This is a genomic window from Desulfomicrobium norvegicum (assembly GCF_900114595.1).
GTDB classification, from domain to species: Bacteria; Desulfobacterota; Desulfovibrionia; order Desulfovibrionales; family Desulfomicrobiaceae; genus Desulfomicrobium; species Desulfomicrobium macestii.
The window spans coordinates 419,713-437,371 of sequence record NZ_FOTO01000001.1 but is presented as its reverse complement, the minus strand read 5'-3'; the positions used below and the strand labels follow the sequence as shown (position 1 = coordinate 437,371).

At 56.8% G+C, this 17,659-nt stretch carries 14 protein-coding genes; all 14 read right to left on the bottom strand.

The annotated features are described in order from the left end of the window. Positions 1–309: 309 nt before the first annotated feature. The gene (locus BMZ24_RS01945) at positions 310–9,075 is read right to left on the bottom strand and encodes a glycoside hydrolase family 94 protein (protein ID WP_092188715.1); all 8,766 of its coding nucleotides are present in this window, start codon (positions 9,073–9,075) and stop codon (positions 310–312) included. Positions 9,076–9,210: 135 nt separating this feature from the next. Beyond that, positions 9,211–11,328 (bottom strand): PAS domain-containing hybrid sensor histidine kinase/response regulator, encoded by a 2,118-nt coding sequence (locus BMZ24_RS01940; RefSeq protein ID WP_092188713.1) that lies wholly within the window; start codon positions 11,326–11,328, stop codon positions 9,211–9,213. A gap of 247 nt (positions 11,329–11,575) precedes the next feature. Next, complete coding sequence (locus tag BMZ24_RS01935; RefSeq protein WP_092188711.1) at positions 11,576–12,586, bottom strand: OmpA family protein; 1,011 nt, start codon at positions 12,584–12,586, stop codon at positions 11,576–11,578. Positions 12,587–12,740: 154 nt separating this feature from the next. After that, positions 12,741–12,890, bottom strand: coding sequence for a lmo0937 family membrane protein (locus BMZ24_RS20460; RefSeq protein ID WP_143077815.1), 150 nt, complete (start codon positions 12,888–12,890; stop codon positions 12,741–12,743). A 67-nt stretch (positions 12,891–12,957) separates the two neighbouring features. Next, positions 12,958–13,179, bottom strand: coding sequence for a DUF3185 domain-containing protein (locus tag BMZ24_RS01930; protein ID WP_092188709.1), 222 nt, complete (start codon positions 13,177–13,179; stop codon positions 12,958–12,960). 33 nt (positions 13,180–13,212) lie between these two features. Next, on the bottom strand, positions 13,213–14,043 hold the full coding sequence (locus tag BMZ24_RS01925; RefSeq protein ID WP_244150263.1) for a BON domain-containing protein: 831 nt from the start codon (positions 14,041–14,043) through the stop codon (positions 13,213–13,215). Positions 14,044–14,130: 87 nt separating this feature from the next. After that, positions 14,131–14,310 (bottom strand): CsbD family protein, encoded by a 180-nt coding sequence (locus tag BMZ24_RS01920; RefSeq protein ID WP_092188707.1) that lies wholly within the window; start codon positions 14,308–14,310, stop codon positions 14,131–14,133. 498 nt (positions 14,311–14,808) lie between these two features. After that, complete coding sequence (locus tag BMZ24_RS19360) at positions 14,809–15,015, bottom strand: hypothetical protein (protein ID WP_143077814.1); 207 nt, start codon at positions 15,013–15,015, stop codon at positions 14,809–14,811. After that, entirely contained in the window at positions 14,994–15,383 is a 390-nt protein-coding gene (locus BMZ24_RS01910) for a phage holin family protein (RefSeq protein ID WP_092188703.1), read from the bottom strand. Before BMZ24_RS01910 ends, BMZ24_RS19360 begins: the two co-directional genes overlap by 22 nt. Before the next feature lies 1 nt (position 15,384). Continuing rightward, positions 15,385–15,681, bottom strand: a complete 297-nt coding sequence (locus BMZ24_RS01905; protein WP_092188701.1) for an ElaB/YgaM/YqjD family protein — start codon at positions 15,679–15,681, stop codon at positions 15,385–15,387. Between the two features lie 132 nt (positions 15,682–15,813). Continuing rightward, entirely contained in the window at positions 15,814–16,128 is a 315-nt protein-coding gene (locus BMZ24_RS01900) for a BON domain-containing protein (RefSeq protein ID WP_092188699.1), read from the bottom strand. Between the two features lie 110 nt (positions 16,129–16,238). Next, positions 16,239–16,766 (bottom strand): HEAT repeat domain-containing protein, encoded by a 528-nt coding sequence (locus BMZ24_RS01895; protein ID WP_092188697.1) that lies wholly within the window; start codon positions 16,764–16,766, stop codon positions 16,239–16,241. Positions 16,767–16,851: 85 nt separating this feature from the next. Further along, on the bottom strand, positions 16,852–17,004 hold the full coding sequence (locus BMZ24_RS01890) for a DUF3309 family protein (RefSeq protein ID WP_208599791.1): 153 nt from the start codon (positions 17,002–17,004) through the stop codon (positions 16,852–16,854). A gap of 79 nt (positions 17,005–17,083) precedes the next feature. Next, complete coding sequence (locus tag BMZ24_RS01885) at positions 17,084–17,659, bottom strand: lipid-binding SYLF domain-containing protein (protein ID WP_092188693.1); 576 nt, start codon at positions 17,657–17,659, stop codon at positions 17,084–17,086.

Here is a 17,659-nt window from a genome sequence, read left to right as displayed (position 1 = left end):
GTCCCGCGCCTGCGCGCGATGCCTCATAATATTGTCACAGCTTGCCCCCCCTCTACAGTTGTCCCGCGCCTGCGCGCGATGCCTCCGGGTTGCCCTTCCGCTTGCGCGTCACCGCCGTCATCCAGGGGTGGTAGCTCTGGATGCTGCCGGTCCGCTTCCCGTCGAAGACCCTCGCGCCGTCTGTCCGTCTGTTGCCTGCGGTCTTCGCTCCGCATTCTTCTGCTCGGGTCCGGGTTCGAAGCTTGTTGTTGAGGAGCACTCATTTTTATCCTTTTCGCGGTTGTGAGTTCACGTTCTTGGCAATGACGCTCATGACGAGGTCGATTGTTCGACGCTCTTCACGTCCATGCGCACCTTGACCCAGTGTTCCTGATGGTCGTCCACCAGCGAAATGGTCTGTCCTGCCTGCTCGACGCCATCCATGATCAGGCGCGTGCCGATTTTTTTGCCTTGATGCCGCGACACGCTGATGTGATAGACAGTTTCCCGGAAACGGTAGTGCACCGTGAATTCCTTCCATTGCGGATTCGGGCATGGCGTAATGCGCAGTCTGTCCACTTCGAGGCTGAGGCCCAGCAGCGATTCCACGATGAGGCGATACATCCAGGAGGCCGATCCCGTGTACCATGTCCAGCCGCCACGGCCCGTATGCGGCGGCGCGCCATAGACATCGGCGGCGACGACATAGGGTTCGCCCCTGTAAAGGGCTGTCTCTTCGGGAGTGCGGGCGTGGTTGACCGGGTTGATCATGTCGAAAATCTCCCAGGCGCGCTTGGCATCCCCCTGGTGGGCAAAGGCCATGGCCGCCCAGATGGCGGCGTGGGTGTACTGTCCGCCGTTTTCGCGCACTCCGGGCACATAGCCCTTGATGTAGCCGGGGTTGAGCTGGGAGGTGTCGAAAGGCGGGTCCAGAAGCTGAACCAGCCCGTGCTCGCGGCGAACGAGGTGCGTGTCCAGTGATTGCATGGCCGTGGCGGTCCGTTTCGGGTCTCCCACTCCCGAGAGGACGGACCAGCTCTGGGCGATGGAATCGATGCGGCACTCGTCATTCTCCGATGAGCCCAGCGGCGTGCCGTCATCGAAATACGCGCGGCGATACCAGTGTCCATCCCAGCCGGCGGCTTCAATGTTCCGGTTCAAGGTGCCGGCTTCCTGCAGACACTGTGCGGCGAAGGTGACGTCCCCTCTCCCGCGTGCAAGCGCGGCAAAAGACTCCAGCACATGGTGGAGGAAGAAACCCAGCCAGACGCTTTCGCCCTTGCCGTGCTCGCCCACCAGATTCATGCCGTCGTTCCAGTCGCCGGAGCCGATGAGCGGCAACCCGTGCACGCCAAAGTGCAAACCGTGGCGAATGGCCCGTACGCAATGCTCGTAGAGGCTCGCGCTCTGATCCGAGCGTTCGGGCAGGTCATAGCAGGACTCCTCGTCGGCGTTCAACGCACGCATGCGCAGGAACGGGATGTTTTCATCCAGGATGCCGGTGTCACCGATGGAGGCGACATAGCGACACGTCGCCAGGGGCAGCCACAGGAAATCGTCCGAGCATTTGGTACGTACGCCCCGACCCACGGGCGGATGCCACCAGTGCTGCACGTCGCCCTCCTCGAATTGCCGGGAGGCGCAGAGCAGGAGATGCTCGCGGACCAGGCCCGGTCTGGCGTGGATGAGCGCCATGACGTCCTGGAGCTGGTCGCGAAAACCGAACGCCCCTCCCGACTGGTAGGTGGCGCTGCGTGCCCAGAGGCGGCAGGCCAGGGTCTGGTAGACGAGCCAGCCGTTGACGAGCACGTTGAGCGATTGGTCCGGAGTTTCGACGTGGATGGCGCCAAGGGTGTGGGCCCAGTGCTGCCAGACGTTGTCGAGGGCGTGCCGCGCCGCGGGCGCTCCCCTGAAACGATGGATGATTTTTTGCGCGTCCGCTGCGTCAGTACCCACGCCCAGCTTGAAGATGATCTCCCGCTCCTCTCCGACATCGAGCTCGAAACCGACCTGGATCGCGGCGCACGAGTCCATGGCCGTTCCCGTCTTGCCGGAGAGCCTGGTGCGGGTCATGGCGGCGGGCGAACGAAGCGAACCGTTGCGGCCCAGAAATTCCGCGCGGTCGGCAGTGACCGTGCGCAGCACATCGTCCACATCGAAAAACGCCGTCCGGCTCCCGAATTCGGGATTGTAGGCATTGCGCGCAAAAACGGCTCCGCTGTGCGGATCAATTTCCGTGATCACGTGAAAAGCGGATTTGGGACGCAGGTCGCCGAGCACCCATTCCACATAGCCGGTGGCGGAGATGTGCCGGGAGCGTTCGGAAACGTTGGACACTTTCAGGACCGAGAACTTGATCGGCGCGTCGAGGGCGACATAGACCATGAGCTCCGAGCGGATTCCTCGTTCGGTATGCTCGAAGACGCTGTATCCGAATCCGTGCCTGCTGACATACGGCTCCGCCCCGCGACAGGGGCGCGGCGTGGGCGACCAGTAATGCCCCCGCTCCTCGTCCCGCAGGTAGAAGGCTTCGCCTCCTTCGTTCGCGACCGGGTCGTTGTCCCAGGGCGTGAGGCGGAATTCGTGGGCATTTTCGCTCCAGGTGCAGGAGCTGCCGCATTCTGAGACGACGCTCCCGAAGAGGGGGTTTGCCAGCACATTGATCCAGGGGGCGGGTGTGGTCTGGTCTTGAGCCGTAGTGATGACATACTCGCGGCCGTCCGGAGTGAATCCGCCCAGACCGTTGAAAAAGGTCAGATCATGGCGGGGTTGCGGAGCTGACGGCAAGGGCTCGGAGCGATGTGTTCTGCTTGGCACCAGCTGGGGAATCCTGATTCGGGGCAAGGTGCGGCCGTCAATCTGCTGCGCAAGGGTTCCGAGCGTGTCGGAGAGGATGACGCGCGCAACCGCCTGGATCAGGATGCGGTCCTCGTCCGCGAAGCGGTTGGCCGAGCGTACGAAGATCCCGCCGGGCTGATCGGTTCCGCCGGACCCGACTCCGGCCGCGACGAGGTCCATGATCTGATCATTGAGGACCTGTCTGTATCCGGTCTGGTCCTCGTTCCAGATGACCAGATCGACTTTGAGCCCTTTGAGCCGCCAGTAGGCGTGGGCCTGCACGAGTTGGCGGACCAGTTCGATATTGGCGGTGTTCTGAATCTGGAGCAGCACTATGGGCAAATCCCCGGAAATCGCGTGGCTCCAGAGTCCGGACTGCCCGCGGCTGTTCTTGGCGAGAATGCCCGGCTCGGCCCGTAGCGCCGCATTGGCGTAAATGATCGATCCCGCAAGACGTCCATAGAGCTGGGCGTCCGCCTCGGACGCGTTGAGCTGCCGCAACAGCACCTGCCCGTGAGTCCAGGCCAGGTCGAAAACCCTGTCCGCGATGCGGCGGTCCTGGTATTTTTCGACCAGTTGCACGACTTCTTTCCGGGTTTCGCCGATACCGGAGATGATGTTGAGCGTCACCGATTCTTCAGGCTCAAGGATGATGCGGCAGCGAATGGAGACGATGGGGTCCAGAACGGAGCCCTCGCTGCCCGAAAGCGCGCCGGAGAAATACTCGCCCTTACAGCTCATGGCCAGAGGGTCGGCAACGGTGTTTTCGCGTCCGATGAACTGCATGCGGTCCGTTTCGTAGGAGATGTCGACGGGACGCATGTCGTGCACGATCATCATGTGCAGCATCCAGGGCGGCTTTTCTCCCTGGGAGCGCGGCCGTCTGGTGCAGAGGATGGCCTGCTGGGCAGGGATGATCTCGGTCTGGACAAACAGGTTGCTGAAAGCGGGGTGCAGATCGTCGGAGGCGGAGCTGGCCAGGGTCACCTCGACGTAACTGGTCAGATCGAGGGTCCGGCGCGTCCGGGCACGGTTGGTGATACGCACCCGGCGCAGCTCGATGTCGTCTTCGGGGGACACCGTGATCTCCGTATGGGTGTCGTAATTGTGGTTCCGTACGCGGAATTCGGCCCGCCCTTCGGAGAAGATGGCCTCGTAGCGCTGCACCTGTTTGCGTGTGGGCTGATAGGCCGTGGACCAATATTCCCGGCTGTCCAGATCTCGCAAGAAACAGAACGTGCCCCAGTTGTCGCAGGTGCGGTCTTCGCGCCATCTGGTCACGGCCAGATCCCTCCAGCGGCTGTACCCGCCGCCGGCATTGGTGACCATGACGTGGTAGCTGCCGTTGGAGAGCAACTGCACTTCCGGGGCGGGCGTGTCCGGTCGAGAGAATACGCGGATGTGCGAGCCTCCACTGTCCGATTCCATCTGTAGCTCGGACAGTTCGGAAGTGTGCGCATAGAACGCGGTGGTCTTGGGGATGCGTTCCTGCAGAAGCAGCATGGTCGCCTGGAACTTCGGGTCGGAGGCAAAGCGCTTTTGCATGGGCCGATCAAGCAGCAGGTGGGCCATGGAGAGCAGGCTCATGCCTTGATGGTGGGCCATGTGCGACCTGATGACGGCGTTTGATTGGCCGCGCGGCAGGCGCGAGGGGGTGTAGTCGATGGCCTCGTAGAAGCCATGTCTGGTCTCAAAACCTTCGCCCGCCAATCGAATGAGGTTTCGGCATGCTTCACCCGGCGCGACCATGAGCGCCAGGGCCGAGGCGTAAGGGGCGATGACCAGATCCTCGGCAAGGCCGCGTTTGAGCCCCAGTCCCGGCACGCCAAAGGCCCGGTATTGATAGTTCTGGTGCACGTCGATGGCATTGTAGCCACACTCCGAAATGCCCCAGGGCATGGAGCGCTTCTTGCCGTATTCGATCTGCCTGGCCACCGAAGCGCTGCACGTCTGGTCAAGAAGAGTTGACTCGAAGGTGGGCATGACCAGCATCGGCATCAGATATTCGAACATGGAGCCGCTCCAGGACAAAAGAACCGGCTCGCCTCCGGCGGTGGTCAGGAGGCGTCCCAGCGCGAACCAGCTCTCCTGCGGAATCTGCCCTTGGGCAATGGCCACGAAGGTGGCCAGGCGCGCTTCCGAGGCCAAAAGATCGTAAAAACTGTTATCCCTTCGACATTCCGAGACATTGTAGCCGATAGCCAGCAGGTGGCTCGCATCATCGCACAGGAACTCGAATTCCATTTGAGCCAGTCCGTTGCATTGCAGTGCAAGGCGCTCGCATGTCTTGATCCGCGCCTCGGCGTGCTGGCCGGCCTTGGTGACGAGACTTTGCAGCTCCCCCCACTCGTTATAGTCCGAGGGGGCTGACGTTTCCTGCCGCCGCATTATGTCCGGCAGGATTTCTTCGGCCAGAACCGTCAGTCCGCTTAAAGTCGGAATCCGGTCGAGCGCGGGAAGATCCGGCAGGTTTTTGCGCACAATCGCAAGGCCCGTCCAGGGGGCGAGACTGGTCAGTTCCGTCAGTGTGTCGCCGCATTGCTCGGCAAAGGCGTTGGCCCACCAGAAGGCGTCCGAGTTTGGGTCCGAGCCGGTGGCGTTCAGGTGGGCGATCACGGCCGCGGCCGATGCCGTCAGTCGTTCGAGCCGCTGCCGTGACGCGACCAGGGACGGCGGTTCGGAGCGCTGCGCGGCTTTCAGGTCGAGCCTGAGGCCGGCGAGCGGGTCCGAGGTCGTTTTTGGAAGAGATTTCAGGGCGTCGGCCAGAATTTCAAGGGTGTCGCGCAGGCACTCGAAAGTGCGCGGCTCCAGGATCTTGCGGTTCCGAAATTCGAGCAGGCCCGGTTTCAAGGTCAAAAGATGCCCGGCCAGATTTCCGCTGTCCACGGAGGATATGTAGAGCGGCGGCAGCGGGGCCAGGGTCAGGGTGTCGTACCAGTTGTAGAAGTGGCCTCGATAGCGCTCGAGCGTGCTCATGGTGCGCAGCGTTTTCATGGTCCGATCCAGGAATTTTCCGGCCGAGATGATCCCGAAGTCCAGCGCGGACAGGTTCGCCAGCAGCGCAAGTCCCATGTTGGTGGGAGAGGTGCGGTGCGCAACCACGGGTGCGGGGTGTTCCTGAAAATTGTCGGGAGGGAGCCACTGATCCTCGGGGCCGACGAATGTCTCGAAGAAGGCCCAGGTCTTGCGGGCCGTCCTGCGCAGAAAGAGAGCCTGTTCCCTGGTCAAGGTGTCGCGGCGGCGAGTGATGGGTCGGCTGATCCACCAGGTCACGGCGGGGGAGAACAGCCAGAGCGCGAGCAGTGTCCCTGCCACCTGCAGCACTTGCGGCGCCGATACGGCAAGGATGACCGCCATGCTGATGGCCAAAAGCGGGCCGATCCACATGGTCCGCAAGGATCTGGCAAAACCGGCGGGACTGCCCTGGGCGTTGATCGACGGATTCCATTCCAGCAGGCGCCGATGCGAGACCAGCATTCTCCAGGTGGTGCGCAGGATCGCGTCCAGGCTGAAGAAGGCCTCGTAGGGCAGGCAGGCAAGAGAGAAGATCGCGCGTCCGAGATGCTGGCGGGCCAGGCCTGCCGATGCGGCGAGGTGTTGCCACGCAGACACGTCATCGGGTTTCTTGAATGCGTTTGAAAGCGACTCGGCCAGACACGGAACCAGAACAATTCCGAGCACCACCGTGGTCCAGAAAAGCGCGTCGGGCAGGATGGTCCAACCCAGGCCCAGAAGCAGGACTAGCGACGCTGCGCTCAGGCTCCGTCGCAGATTGTCGAGAATCTTCCATTGGGACAGCATGGAGATGGGATTGGCGTACAGACGCCCGTCCGCGCCGGGAACCCGGGGCATCAGCCAGCGGGCGATCTGCCAATCGCCCCTGATCCAGCGATGCCTGCGGGCCACGTCCTCGCTGTAGCGGGATGGATACTGCTCATAGAGTTCCACATCGCTCAACAGCCCGGCCCTGGCGTAGCAGCCTTCCAGGAGGTCGTGGCTCAGAATTCGGTTGTCGGGAAACCGGCCGTCCAGCGCCTGCCTGAAGACAGCCACGTCGTAAATGCCCTTGCCGATGAACGACCCTTCGCCGAACAGGTCCTGATACACATCGGAGACGGCGCTGGTGTAGGGGTCGATGCCGACTTCGCTGGCGCACATCCGCGCATATCTCGAACGATTCGCGCCGGGCAGGCTGACCGCCACCCTTGGCTGCAGAATGCCGTAGCCGGCCACGACGCGGCCGCGCGCCGTGTCGTAGCGGGCCCGATTCAGCGGATGGGAGATGGCGCCGACGAACTTGCGCGCCGAATCGCGGCCCAGCTGGGTGTCCGTGTCCAGGGTGATGACGAATCTGATGTCCGGCAAAATGGACGTGTCGCCGACGATGAGCGCGAACCGATCCGTCGCATCAGCCGTGCCCCCGCTGAGCAGGGCATTCAAATCCCCCAGTTTTCCGCGCTTGCGCTCATGGCCCATCCATGTCCGTTCCGCGGCGTTGAAGCTGCGCGGGCGGTGCAGCAGGAAGAAGGTGCTGCCGGCTTCGCCCGGGTATTTGGCGTTCAGCGCTTCGATCATGCCATGGGCCAAGCTGACCAGATTTTCGTCTTCAGGCAGAATTTCCTGGGCTGCGTCGGCCAAGTCCGTGAGCAGGGCAAAGTGGAGGTGCCGGTCACGGTTCCCCAGAAACCGGACTTCGAGATCGTTGATCAGTTCCTCGATGCCGCGTGTGCTGGTGAGCATCGTCGGAACCACGACCATGGTTCGAGCCTCGGGCGGAATTCCCTTGGAAAAGTCCATGCGCGGCAAGAGATGCGGGTTGCCAAGGAGCGTGGCCAGCCAATTCGCGAGCGACACCGCCAGATGGCTGCAGCAGAGCACAAGGAGCAGGCAAAAAAGGCCGAGTTGCCAGCCGCCAAGTCCGTCGCCGTGGGCTTTGAGCCCAAGGAATGCGGTCGGAATGGCCGTCAGGAGCATGATGCCTCCGCAATGGATGAGCAATCGTCGGCCGGGATCGCGCAGCGCCGCCGTGGGCGACCGGCGCATCTGAACCAGGCGCTCAAGCTGGGCAAGTCCGTCTCCGACCAGATAGTATCCTACATGGCCCTTGCGCTCTTCACCCTGTAAAGCTGCGCCTTCCCGCGCCAACTCCAGCGCTCTGCGCGCCACCTCGGGCTCGGCATGTGGACATTTTTTTGCTATTTTTTCAATGACATGTCGATAACGGTCCCGGGTGGCAAAATTCATCTTACCGTAAATTGAACCGGGATCTTCCCCAAGAATGGCTTCGACAGCGCTCAGAGACTCGACAAAGTCGTTCCAGTTCGTGGCGTTCAGGGAGCGCAGACTGCCGATGCTGTTGCTGATGGAGACCTGGTCGGAGGCCTGCTGCTGGTTTTCCAGTCGCACCAGCTGATCGATGGTCTGGCCGGATTCGGACAGACGGCGTTCAATCCACGATAGCGGGAGGGATTGCGCCGGACCCTGGCCCTGCAGACGACGGGTCAGTTCCGCGACAAACGAACTGCCCATGGACGGGTCGGACCTGGCCATGTCGGCGATGGTCAGGATCAGGCTCTTGGGATCGGTGGCGGCCACCTCGGTCATCAGATCGGCCCAGTAATCGGCACTGTTGCGGTCTATTCTGCGTGCGGCGAGGCGGGCCGCGACCCGGCGCAGGTTTTCGATCAGGGCCAGGCGCAGCATGATGGGGATGGCCCACAGCTCGCCGAGTTTCAGGGTCGTCACGGTCTGGTAGGCGGCTACGAAGCGGCTCAGATATTCCGGGTCCACGCGGCCGTCGCCGTGCGAGATCGCCTCCAGGGCGAGGTCGTACACGCGCGGGAGCCCGGCCGTATGTCCGCCCCGCAGTTGCGGCAACTCGCGGCTGTAGCCCTTGGGCAGGTGTTTGGCGGCGATGCGGATCTGCTCTTCGATCACATAGAAGTTGTCGAGCAGCCATTCTCCGGCCGGAGTCATGCGCCGTTCATTCTTGACGTCTTCCGTGAGCAGGCGGTGTACGTCCCTCAACACCTTTTCGTTTTCGGCCAGGCGCGACAGGAGGCGATCTTGCGTGCGCTTGCCGCTGAGCTGATGCATGGCAGCCAGAATCTTGCCGTGCAGTTCCATCTGGGAGGCGCTGAAGAGCTCCGCCCGAAGGGGGAGTTCCTCTTCGATACTTTTTACAGATGGTCCACGTCCGGTCAGGCGCGTCCAGAACCGTGGACCGGCACCCTTGCCTATGTTGCTGCTCATCTTCATGCGCGTGGTCTCCTGGAGTTAGAGCGAAAGCATGAGATTTGCCCTGGCTGCGAATTCTTTGAAATTTCTAAGGCCGCGCAGTGTCTTCAGCACTGAAGCGAAGAGACGGCGCGGCGTGCAGGCGGAGCGTTCTGGTCATTTGCCGTCATTGACGTCTAGGCTGCCGAGCACTTTTGTCAGATTGCCGAGGTCGAATGGTTTTGAGATGTAGTCATCCATGCCGGCCATCAAGAACCGCTCTCGATCGCCAGACATGGCATATGCCGTCATGGCGACAATGGGGATTGTGGGGTCAAAAAATCTGGAAACGTCCGTCCTGATTTTTTTGGTGGTCTCCAGGCCGTCCATGACCTCCATCTGCACATCCATAAGCACGCAATCAAAGGTATTCAGCCGCATGCTTTTGAGCGCTTCAATCCCGTTGCACGCCGTCTGCACGGAGTGGCCCATCCTTTTGAGCATCTCCTTTTCAGCCATGCGGCTTGTTGCGTCGTCTTCGACGAGCAGAATTCGAAGCGATGGCGTGGCTGAGTCGGTGCCGGACTGGTCCGGGAGCCTTGAATACGCCCGCCGCCTGAATGGAAGCATCAGGTACGCGGTGGTCCCGGCTCCATGGGTGCTCTCGAAGGTCAGCGTCCCACCCATGGCGGAAACAAGACGCTTGCAGATGGAGAGCCCAAGCCCTGCTCCCTGGTGCTTGCGGGTGAAACCGTTGCTGGCCTGGGTAAAGGGTGAACCCAAGGTTTCAAGTGTCGTATCGCTCATCCCCGCGCCCGTGTCGGAAACGCAGAACAGCACGCGAACGGTATCCGGCGGCATGGGAAGCAGCGTACACACCTCGATCCTGACCTCTCCCTGGTCGCAAAATTTCATGGCGTTTCCGACGAGATTGAAGAGCACCTGACGCACGCGGACCTCATCTCCGAACACTTCCAGCGGAACGTCCGGCGCGACGTCGATGCGCACGGGCAGATTCTTTTGAATGCTCAGCGGGCCGAAACTGTCGGTAATGGCGGCATACGTTTCGGACAGGTCGAACGGCTCCTCGCTTAACGGCATCCGGCCAGCCTCGATGCGGGAAAGATCGAGGATGTCGCTCAAGAGGCGGGTAAGCCTGCCCCCGGAGCGGATGGCCATCTCGATGTACGTGCGCTGTTCGTCGCTAGTTTCCGTGAATTCCAACAGTTGCATCATGCCCAGCAGGCCGTTCAGAGGGGTCCTGATTTCATGGCTCATGTTGGCCAGAAAAGCGCTCTTGGCAGTATTCGCCGTTTCAGCCGCTTTTTTGGTGGCCAGAAGCTCCTCTTCCATGTGTTTGCGGGAAGTGATGTCCAGACAATGGCCGATGTACCCGACGAATGCGCCCCCGGAGTCGAAGCGTGGCGTGCCCTGATCGACCAGCCAGCGGTATTCGCCACTGGCATGGCGCAAGCGGTACTCCATGCTGAAAGGTTCGCGCCGGTCAAAGGCCGTGACATAGGTGGTCATGCAGCGATCGAAATCCTCCTCATGGACCCCTTGCAGCCAGCCGTTGCCGAGTTCCTCCTCCAGAGTGCGCCCGGTGAAGGTCAGCCATGGTTCGTTGAAATAATCGCACAGTTTGTCTTTTCCGGAGGTCCAGATCAGCGCCTGGCCGCAGTTGGCCAGGTTTCTGAAATGCAGTTCGCTCTCGGCCAGCGCCTTTTCGGCCTTTTTTCTGCCGCTGGTGTCGCTTATGATGACGCGGCAAACGGGGATGTTCATGTCCCGTTTCAAGACCGCCTTGAGGCTGGCCCAGAAGTGGGTCCCGTCGGATTTTATCATGCCCAGTTCGCAGCCCTGTGCTTCCCCGGTTGCGAAAAGGTGCCGTATGTTGCGAGAGAAGGTGTGTTGTTCCTTGTCACGGATGAAGCGGGTTATACGCTGGCCAATGAGGTTGTTTCGGGTCATGCCGAGCATTGTCGTGGCAGTGAGATTTGTTGCCATGACCTGCCCCTCTTCCGAGATGGTGCAATATCCAACTGGCGCAAAGTCGTAGAGATCCAGATATTGCTCGTGCTCTTTTTCAAGATCTTCATGCGTCCTGTGTAATTCCTCATTCTGCATTTCAAGCTCGATTTGATGAACGCGCAGTTCATGAACCATCCACGAGGCGTCTTCGACAGGGACGGTTGGGAGACTCTCCAACGGAGCTGTTTCTTTTTTTCGAATGACGTCTTCAGCCTTGCGGCGAAGCAGATCGAAATTTTCAGATTGATCGACTCGGCTCTTCATGATGAATCTCCATGCAAATCAGGCTACATAGCGCGCAGAAATCGGTTTTATAGCAAGAAATATGTTTGCGTTTTTTAAGTAATTTTTGCTGCAGCTGAACCATGTTGGGTTTATGATTCATTTTTTATTTTAGTATAAATAAATCACATGTTTAAATATGATATTTATTTTGCTCAGCTGCAGCGAGGTTGATTTGTTTATAAAAATTCAAAGTATGTTATATCATACTTGTAAATTAAAGCACTTTTTATTTAACTATGATTTCAAAGAGAACCCGCATGTTCGCTTTGGCCGCTTGAGACAATATGTCCTGCGGAGAAGCTTCATATTTGGCAGGGTTCATCTCTCCGTAGCCGATCATGGAGAGCCGCTCTTCAGTGATGATGCCCTCATTTATGAGGTAGTTCTTGACGGCGTTTGCCCTGCGTTCACTGAGTTTCTTGTTGTATTCTGCAGACCCCGAGGCAGACGTGTAGCCTGCAATGCGGATGTGTGTTCTCGGATTATCCTTCAGGAGTTGAATATTCCTTTTCAGAATTGCTTTGGCTTCCGGTTTGAGGGCCGATGAATCGAAATCGAAGTGGATGTCTTCAAATACGAGCACCACTACCTCCGGCTGCGTCTCGGCAACCGCGGTTTGTTGCGCGACCATGGGGGCGGCGGTTGCCTGGCTGACCGGAGTCGGATCTGGAGCAGGCTGCGCCTCGGGTCCGCCAAAATAATAAGTGACTCCGACAGTCGCTTCTATATCGCGCCTGTCATCGAGATCATCAATATTCTGAAAGATATGGATCTGACGGATGTCAGCCCGCAAGGCCACGGATTCGTCCAGGAAATATTTCAATCCTGCGCCGTAATTGAGTGTCGCGGCGTTTCTGTCGTCAATTCCTCTTGGATAATCAATGTACTGTCCGCCAACTCCGGCAAAAACAAAGGGGACTAGCTGGTTGTCTGGGAGTAGATTGAATATGGCGTCCAGTCGATAATTGCCGATATTGACTGACCTGGAATCGTTGTCGTTGTCATAGTTCGTGTCGGTATATTCCAAGGACGTTTCCATTCCAAAATACTTTGTGAAATTGTATCCAATACGAACTCCATAAGCGGGATTGTCGTCAACATTTTGCTCGTCATCATACCAAGTATAGCCGATATATGGGGTTATGAAGTAAGCTAGCTCTGGCTCATTGGCAGATGCCAAGTTTCCAGTGATAGATGAGAAAAACAGGCATGCGACAGCAATATAATATTTTATCATATCCGTGATCCTCGCTAATTAGAGTATGACGTCACTGCAAAAAGTCGCGAAAGAGCCTCTATGTCAATACCGAGAGTAGGGAACCCATTCTTTTTCAGATAGTTTAAAAGGCATGGATCCCCTTTCTCGGGAGTGATGATTTTTTGCAGCGATGTCAGAGTGTGCGTCTTCCCTGGATAAAATTTACTAGAATCACAATGACGGCGATCACAAGGAGTATATGAATAAATGAACCCATTGTGTATCCACTGACGATGCCAAGCAGCCATAAAATTACAAGTACGCCGGCGATAGTATATAACATTGTGTCCTCCGTTGAATTTTTCGAGTGAAGGGTGGTGTCTTGTTTTCCAGGCAGGACAGGGCTTCTTTTAAGCTTTCTTTTTCCCCACGATCAGAAGTACGACGCCGCCCGCCAGAGCGATCGCGCCCATGATAGGGGGCAGAGGAATCGTCCGCGTTTTTTCTGCCGTCATCTGGAGTGGTCCGAGATCAACGACTTTTTCCTGGGTCGTGTAGGTTATGCCCTGGTAAGCAAAAGCCGCTATTCCTATGACGATCAGCAGAATTCCGATTATGCTTATTGTTTTCATGGCCATTCTCGTTTTGTTGTCGTGAGCTGAACTTTATTTGACGGTCATTTGGTTTTTGACTTCCTTTACGCCGTTCACATCGGCGGCAAGTTTGGTGGCCAGATTTGCTTCTGCCGCGTTCTTTGCCTCTCCAGTCAGTGTGACTACGCCGTCCTGGGTTTCGACCTTGGTTTTGAGGGCGCTGGTCGAGCGGTGGTAGAGGAGTGTCATTTTGACCTGGGTGGTGATGGATACGTCATCAATGGTTTCGCTGATACTTTGCGATTTTTCCGCCTTTTCCGCCTTTTCCTTTTCTTGATCCTTCGCCACGGTCATTTCATTCTCAACGTCCTTTACGCCATCGACATCCATAGCGTATTCAGTGGTTAATTCCTTTTGAGCCTCACTTGATGCTTCGCCTTTGAGTGTAACCACTCCGTCTTTGACATTGATCTGGGTCGTGGAAGGGCTGACGCTACGGTGAAATAAAAGTGTCGAAACAACATTGTCGCGTATCCATGCGTCTGTGTTTGCAGAAGGAGGAACGTTTTTGTATTCAAGCTTGTTGTCTACGCTTTTGACTCCAGGGATATTTTCTACGGTTTCCTGTGCCAGGGCTTTGTGGTAGCTTCCAGATACAACTCCTGTCATAGTGACAGCGCCATCTTTGGACTCTATTTTGATATCATCGTCCTGCAGGTATTTTTTGAATACATGTGATTGTTTGGCTGATTTTTCTATGTTTCGATCCGAATCTGACGCCTGCAAAGGCATGCCGAGGATGAAAAAAGCCGCCGTTGCCAAAAGCAGGGACCTAAGGAGTGTTGTTTTCATTAAAATGTGCCCTTTATAAATTTGTAAGATACGAGGTTGCCCGGAGAGCACGTACGCTCTCCGGTTACTGGTAGTAGTATCTGTATGTCGCGGATTCTTGTGGACGCTTTTTGGGTGAATAAAAGCTGGGCCTGACCGTTATTCATTCAGGACTTTTTCCACCTCTCCTACTTTCTTCTGCGCCTTGCCTGCTGTTTTTTCCGCTAGTCCTTCGGCCTCCAAGGATGGGTTGTCGATAATCTTTCCGACGGTTTCCTTGATCTTGCCTTTGGTCTCATGGTAAACGCCTTTTGTTTGATTCTTTGTGCTGGACTTCATGCGCCGCTCCTTTTTTGTAATAAAATTCAAACGTTTTCCGCTCTTTCACAGCCCCGGATTTTTTATTGAAATGAGGGGCGACACGTTTCCAGAGGGTATGATGTACACCGCAATGAACGTGCCAGACTTCGCATTGTTTTTTATGTTGTGTAAGTGAATGATTATAAAGAATAAAATAGATTGATTTTAATATCGTGCTGGAGAAGCAAAGAAGATGAATCCGTCACATATGGCGCTACTGCAAGATTTCACATTTGGCCGCTCTAAATATACGAGCACAAAATTTTTCCTCCAGGTCTTCTTATAATCTGGAGGATATCTTCAACTCGCGATTGCAACACCGCGCACGAATGGAGGACAGAACACACAAACCCCAGCAAGGATGCATTGTGAGCATGTCATTCATGCGCGGTGTCGCAATCGCGAGAAAACTATCGGACCCGAAAAGCAGTCAGTCCGTGCAAGTCGCTGTCCGTGTTTGACAGAGCAGGGTGATTGTTACTGTCGTCTGTCTTTGCGGTCTCGCAGGAGGCGGACGATCTGTTCGACCACGGCGAATCCCAGGGCGACATTCGAGGCTGTGTGCAACGCTCCGGACACCATTTCCCGGAATTCGACATGAGCCAGATGCCGGTGAAGGTCGCAGCAAATGCCAAGCCTGGCTTTTTCCTCCCGAATCAGACCTAGTTTTTGGTCAAGAAACATGTTGCGTCCTTTTTGAGTTCGGCCACGCTCTGGTCAAAGGCCAGGGGGCTTTGTCCAAGAATTCTGTTCAGGGCGCGAAAGGCGGCCGCTCCGGCCAGCAGACTGACCAGGGCCGTGGCCGCGAGTCCATAGACCCGCCATTCGGGGGGCAACCCGTACACTGTGGCCAGAATCAGCAGCAAGAGGCCGAGCAGGCAGAACGCCACGCCCAGACAAACCAGTATCAATGCCTGCGCAAAAAGGATTTTCGCCTCGCGCAATTCAAGTGCAAGCAGCTCCAGGCGGTCCTGAAGGATTTGGGCGGTAACCCTGCCGAGCCTGGTTGCCGCGCCATTGAATCCGAAAATCTCCATGGGGAGCCTGTTCACGTTATTTCCTGGTCATCATCCAACCCAGAAGCAGGCCGGAGATAAAGGTTCCGCCGACGACATAGTATGGTTTGAGATGAATGAACTCATCGGCTGACTGCACCTTGTCCATGACTTTGGCTTCCAGTTCGCCGTATTCGTCCTTGGCCGAATCAAGACGATCCTTGAGCATGGTCCTGGCTTTTGCGATGCGCTCGTCAAGCTCTCCTGCTGTCGCGTCCACGAGGGCTTCGGCATGCTCCATGATGTGACGCATTTCCTTGTTTATAATCTTTTTGTTGTCGTAAGTATGAGCCATTATGATTGTCTCCGTTTGTCTTGGATCCGAAGAATGTTCTTCAGGATCGGTATTTGCTTGATGATTAATATGTATTTATCGCATTACGCATGCAGTTTTAAATACAAAGAGTTTATGTGTCGTAAAAATACTTCATCTGACAACAAGGTCGTTCTTGACAGATTTCACTCCATCTACGCTTCTTGCGATATCTCCAGCTTTTTTGACGTTTTTGGCTGAGTCAACAAATCCGCTTAGCTGAACAATTCCCTTGTATGTGACAACTGTTATCTGTAGTGACTTCAAAGAATCGTCTTTGAATATTTCTGCTTTTATTTTTGCTGTTATAGTTGAGTCATCAACGTACTGACCTGTACTTTCACGTTTGCTTGTTCCTGCACAGCTCATGATTGATGTCACGAGCAGAGTGCACAGAATGATTTTGAAAATATTTGCAAAATTTTCCATTATTTTATCTCCATTGTTTACTTAGTAACAATAATATTGTTCGTGATTCTTGAAAATTCGATGCATGGGTTAATAGAAGGAGATTGTGACTCATACTGTGCCCACGGGCCTCAGTCCCAATCCGCGTCATCGCTTCTCATGCGCTTCAGGATTTCTCCCGCGACGATTCCCCCGGCTTCCGGTAGTGCCGAGTCTTCAAGGGCGGTCATGAGTTCCTCCAGCAGGTCGTTGAATCCTTCCGCCTTTTGACCACTGAACACATGGCGCGTTCCGTTACGCAGCCTTACGGAGTCCACTCCACTTTCGATCAATTTCTGCAGCAGGAGTTTCCAGGCCGCCTTTTCGAATTTTCGCAGCGCTACACCCGCAAGCCAGGCCACATCGGCGTTCTTGTCTTCGAGTGCGTCCACAAGCGCGGGGATTGATCTGGCATCGACGATCTCGCCAAGGGCTTTGGCGGCGCCCCAACGGGTCTGATCCAGCTTTGAGTGCGTGAGTGCCTCCGAGAGAGGCATGACGGCGGGTCCGTCCAGTTCCACCAGCGCTATCCGAGCCTTCTGGCGAATCAGGCCGTCCTTGCTTTCAAGCATTTCCATCAGTGATTTGAGTTTTGCGTCGGTCGAATGTTGTGTGTCCATGGTAGTCCCCTAAATTTTCATGAATCCCTGGAAAGACGCCATGCTGTTACTGACTGCCAAGCCGGAGAGAAGCTCCGGCTTGGCCTCAGATTCTTCCCATCAGCATCAGGATGAGCACGATCAGAAGTATCAGCCCAAGTCCGCCGCTGGGGTAATATCCCCAGCTCCTGCTGTGGGGCCATGTCGGCAAGGCTCCAAGGAGTATGAGAACAAGAATGACGATGAGTATGAGTCCCATGATTGTTTCCTCCTTCGCCGGACAGGGCGGGATCGCATCCCGCGGGCGCGCGATCCTGCCTTGCGCGGCAAATGACAGCTTATTTGTTGAGCTTGGTGAACTTTGCGCCCTTCAGGGACGCATCGACCATCAGCCCCTCGGGACTGAACACAAAGGCCACGACAGGGTCTTTGAGCGAAGTGGTGTCCAGTCTCTTGCCGCCTCCGACATCGATGAACGCGACGTTGCCGGTGACGCCGATCTCCCAGCCGTCAATCTTGATGAAGTCATCGAGCGCCTGCTGGGTCATGAAGGCGAGGATGATGTCCATCTGTTCCGCGCCAAAGGTGAACCCATACGATCCGGCAATGAGATTGTAGTATCCGATGGTCTTGCCGTTCACGCGAAGAGCGCCCTGGCCATAGGTCCCGCCAAGAACAAAGCCGGCCTTGGTGACATCGGACATGATGAGGAGCGCCTTGGCTTCCTGGGCAATCTCCTTGCCGCCGTTCACTTCTTTGTAAAAACGCTGCAGCGTCATGTCGGCATGCGTGTCGATCTCTTCGCCGGTTCTTGCCGTCGCGGCGCTTGAGAAAAGGCACATCATGGCCAGCAGTGCGAGTAGAAGAATGCCGTGAGCCTTGCCCGGCATGTGTTTTTCAATAAATCCGTTCAT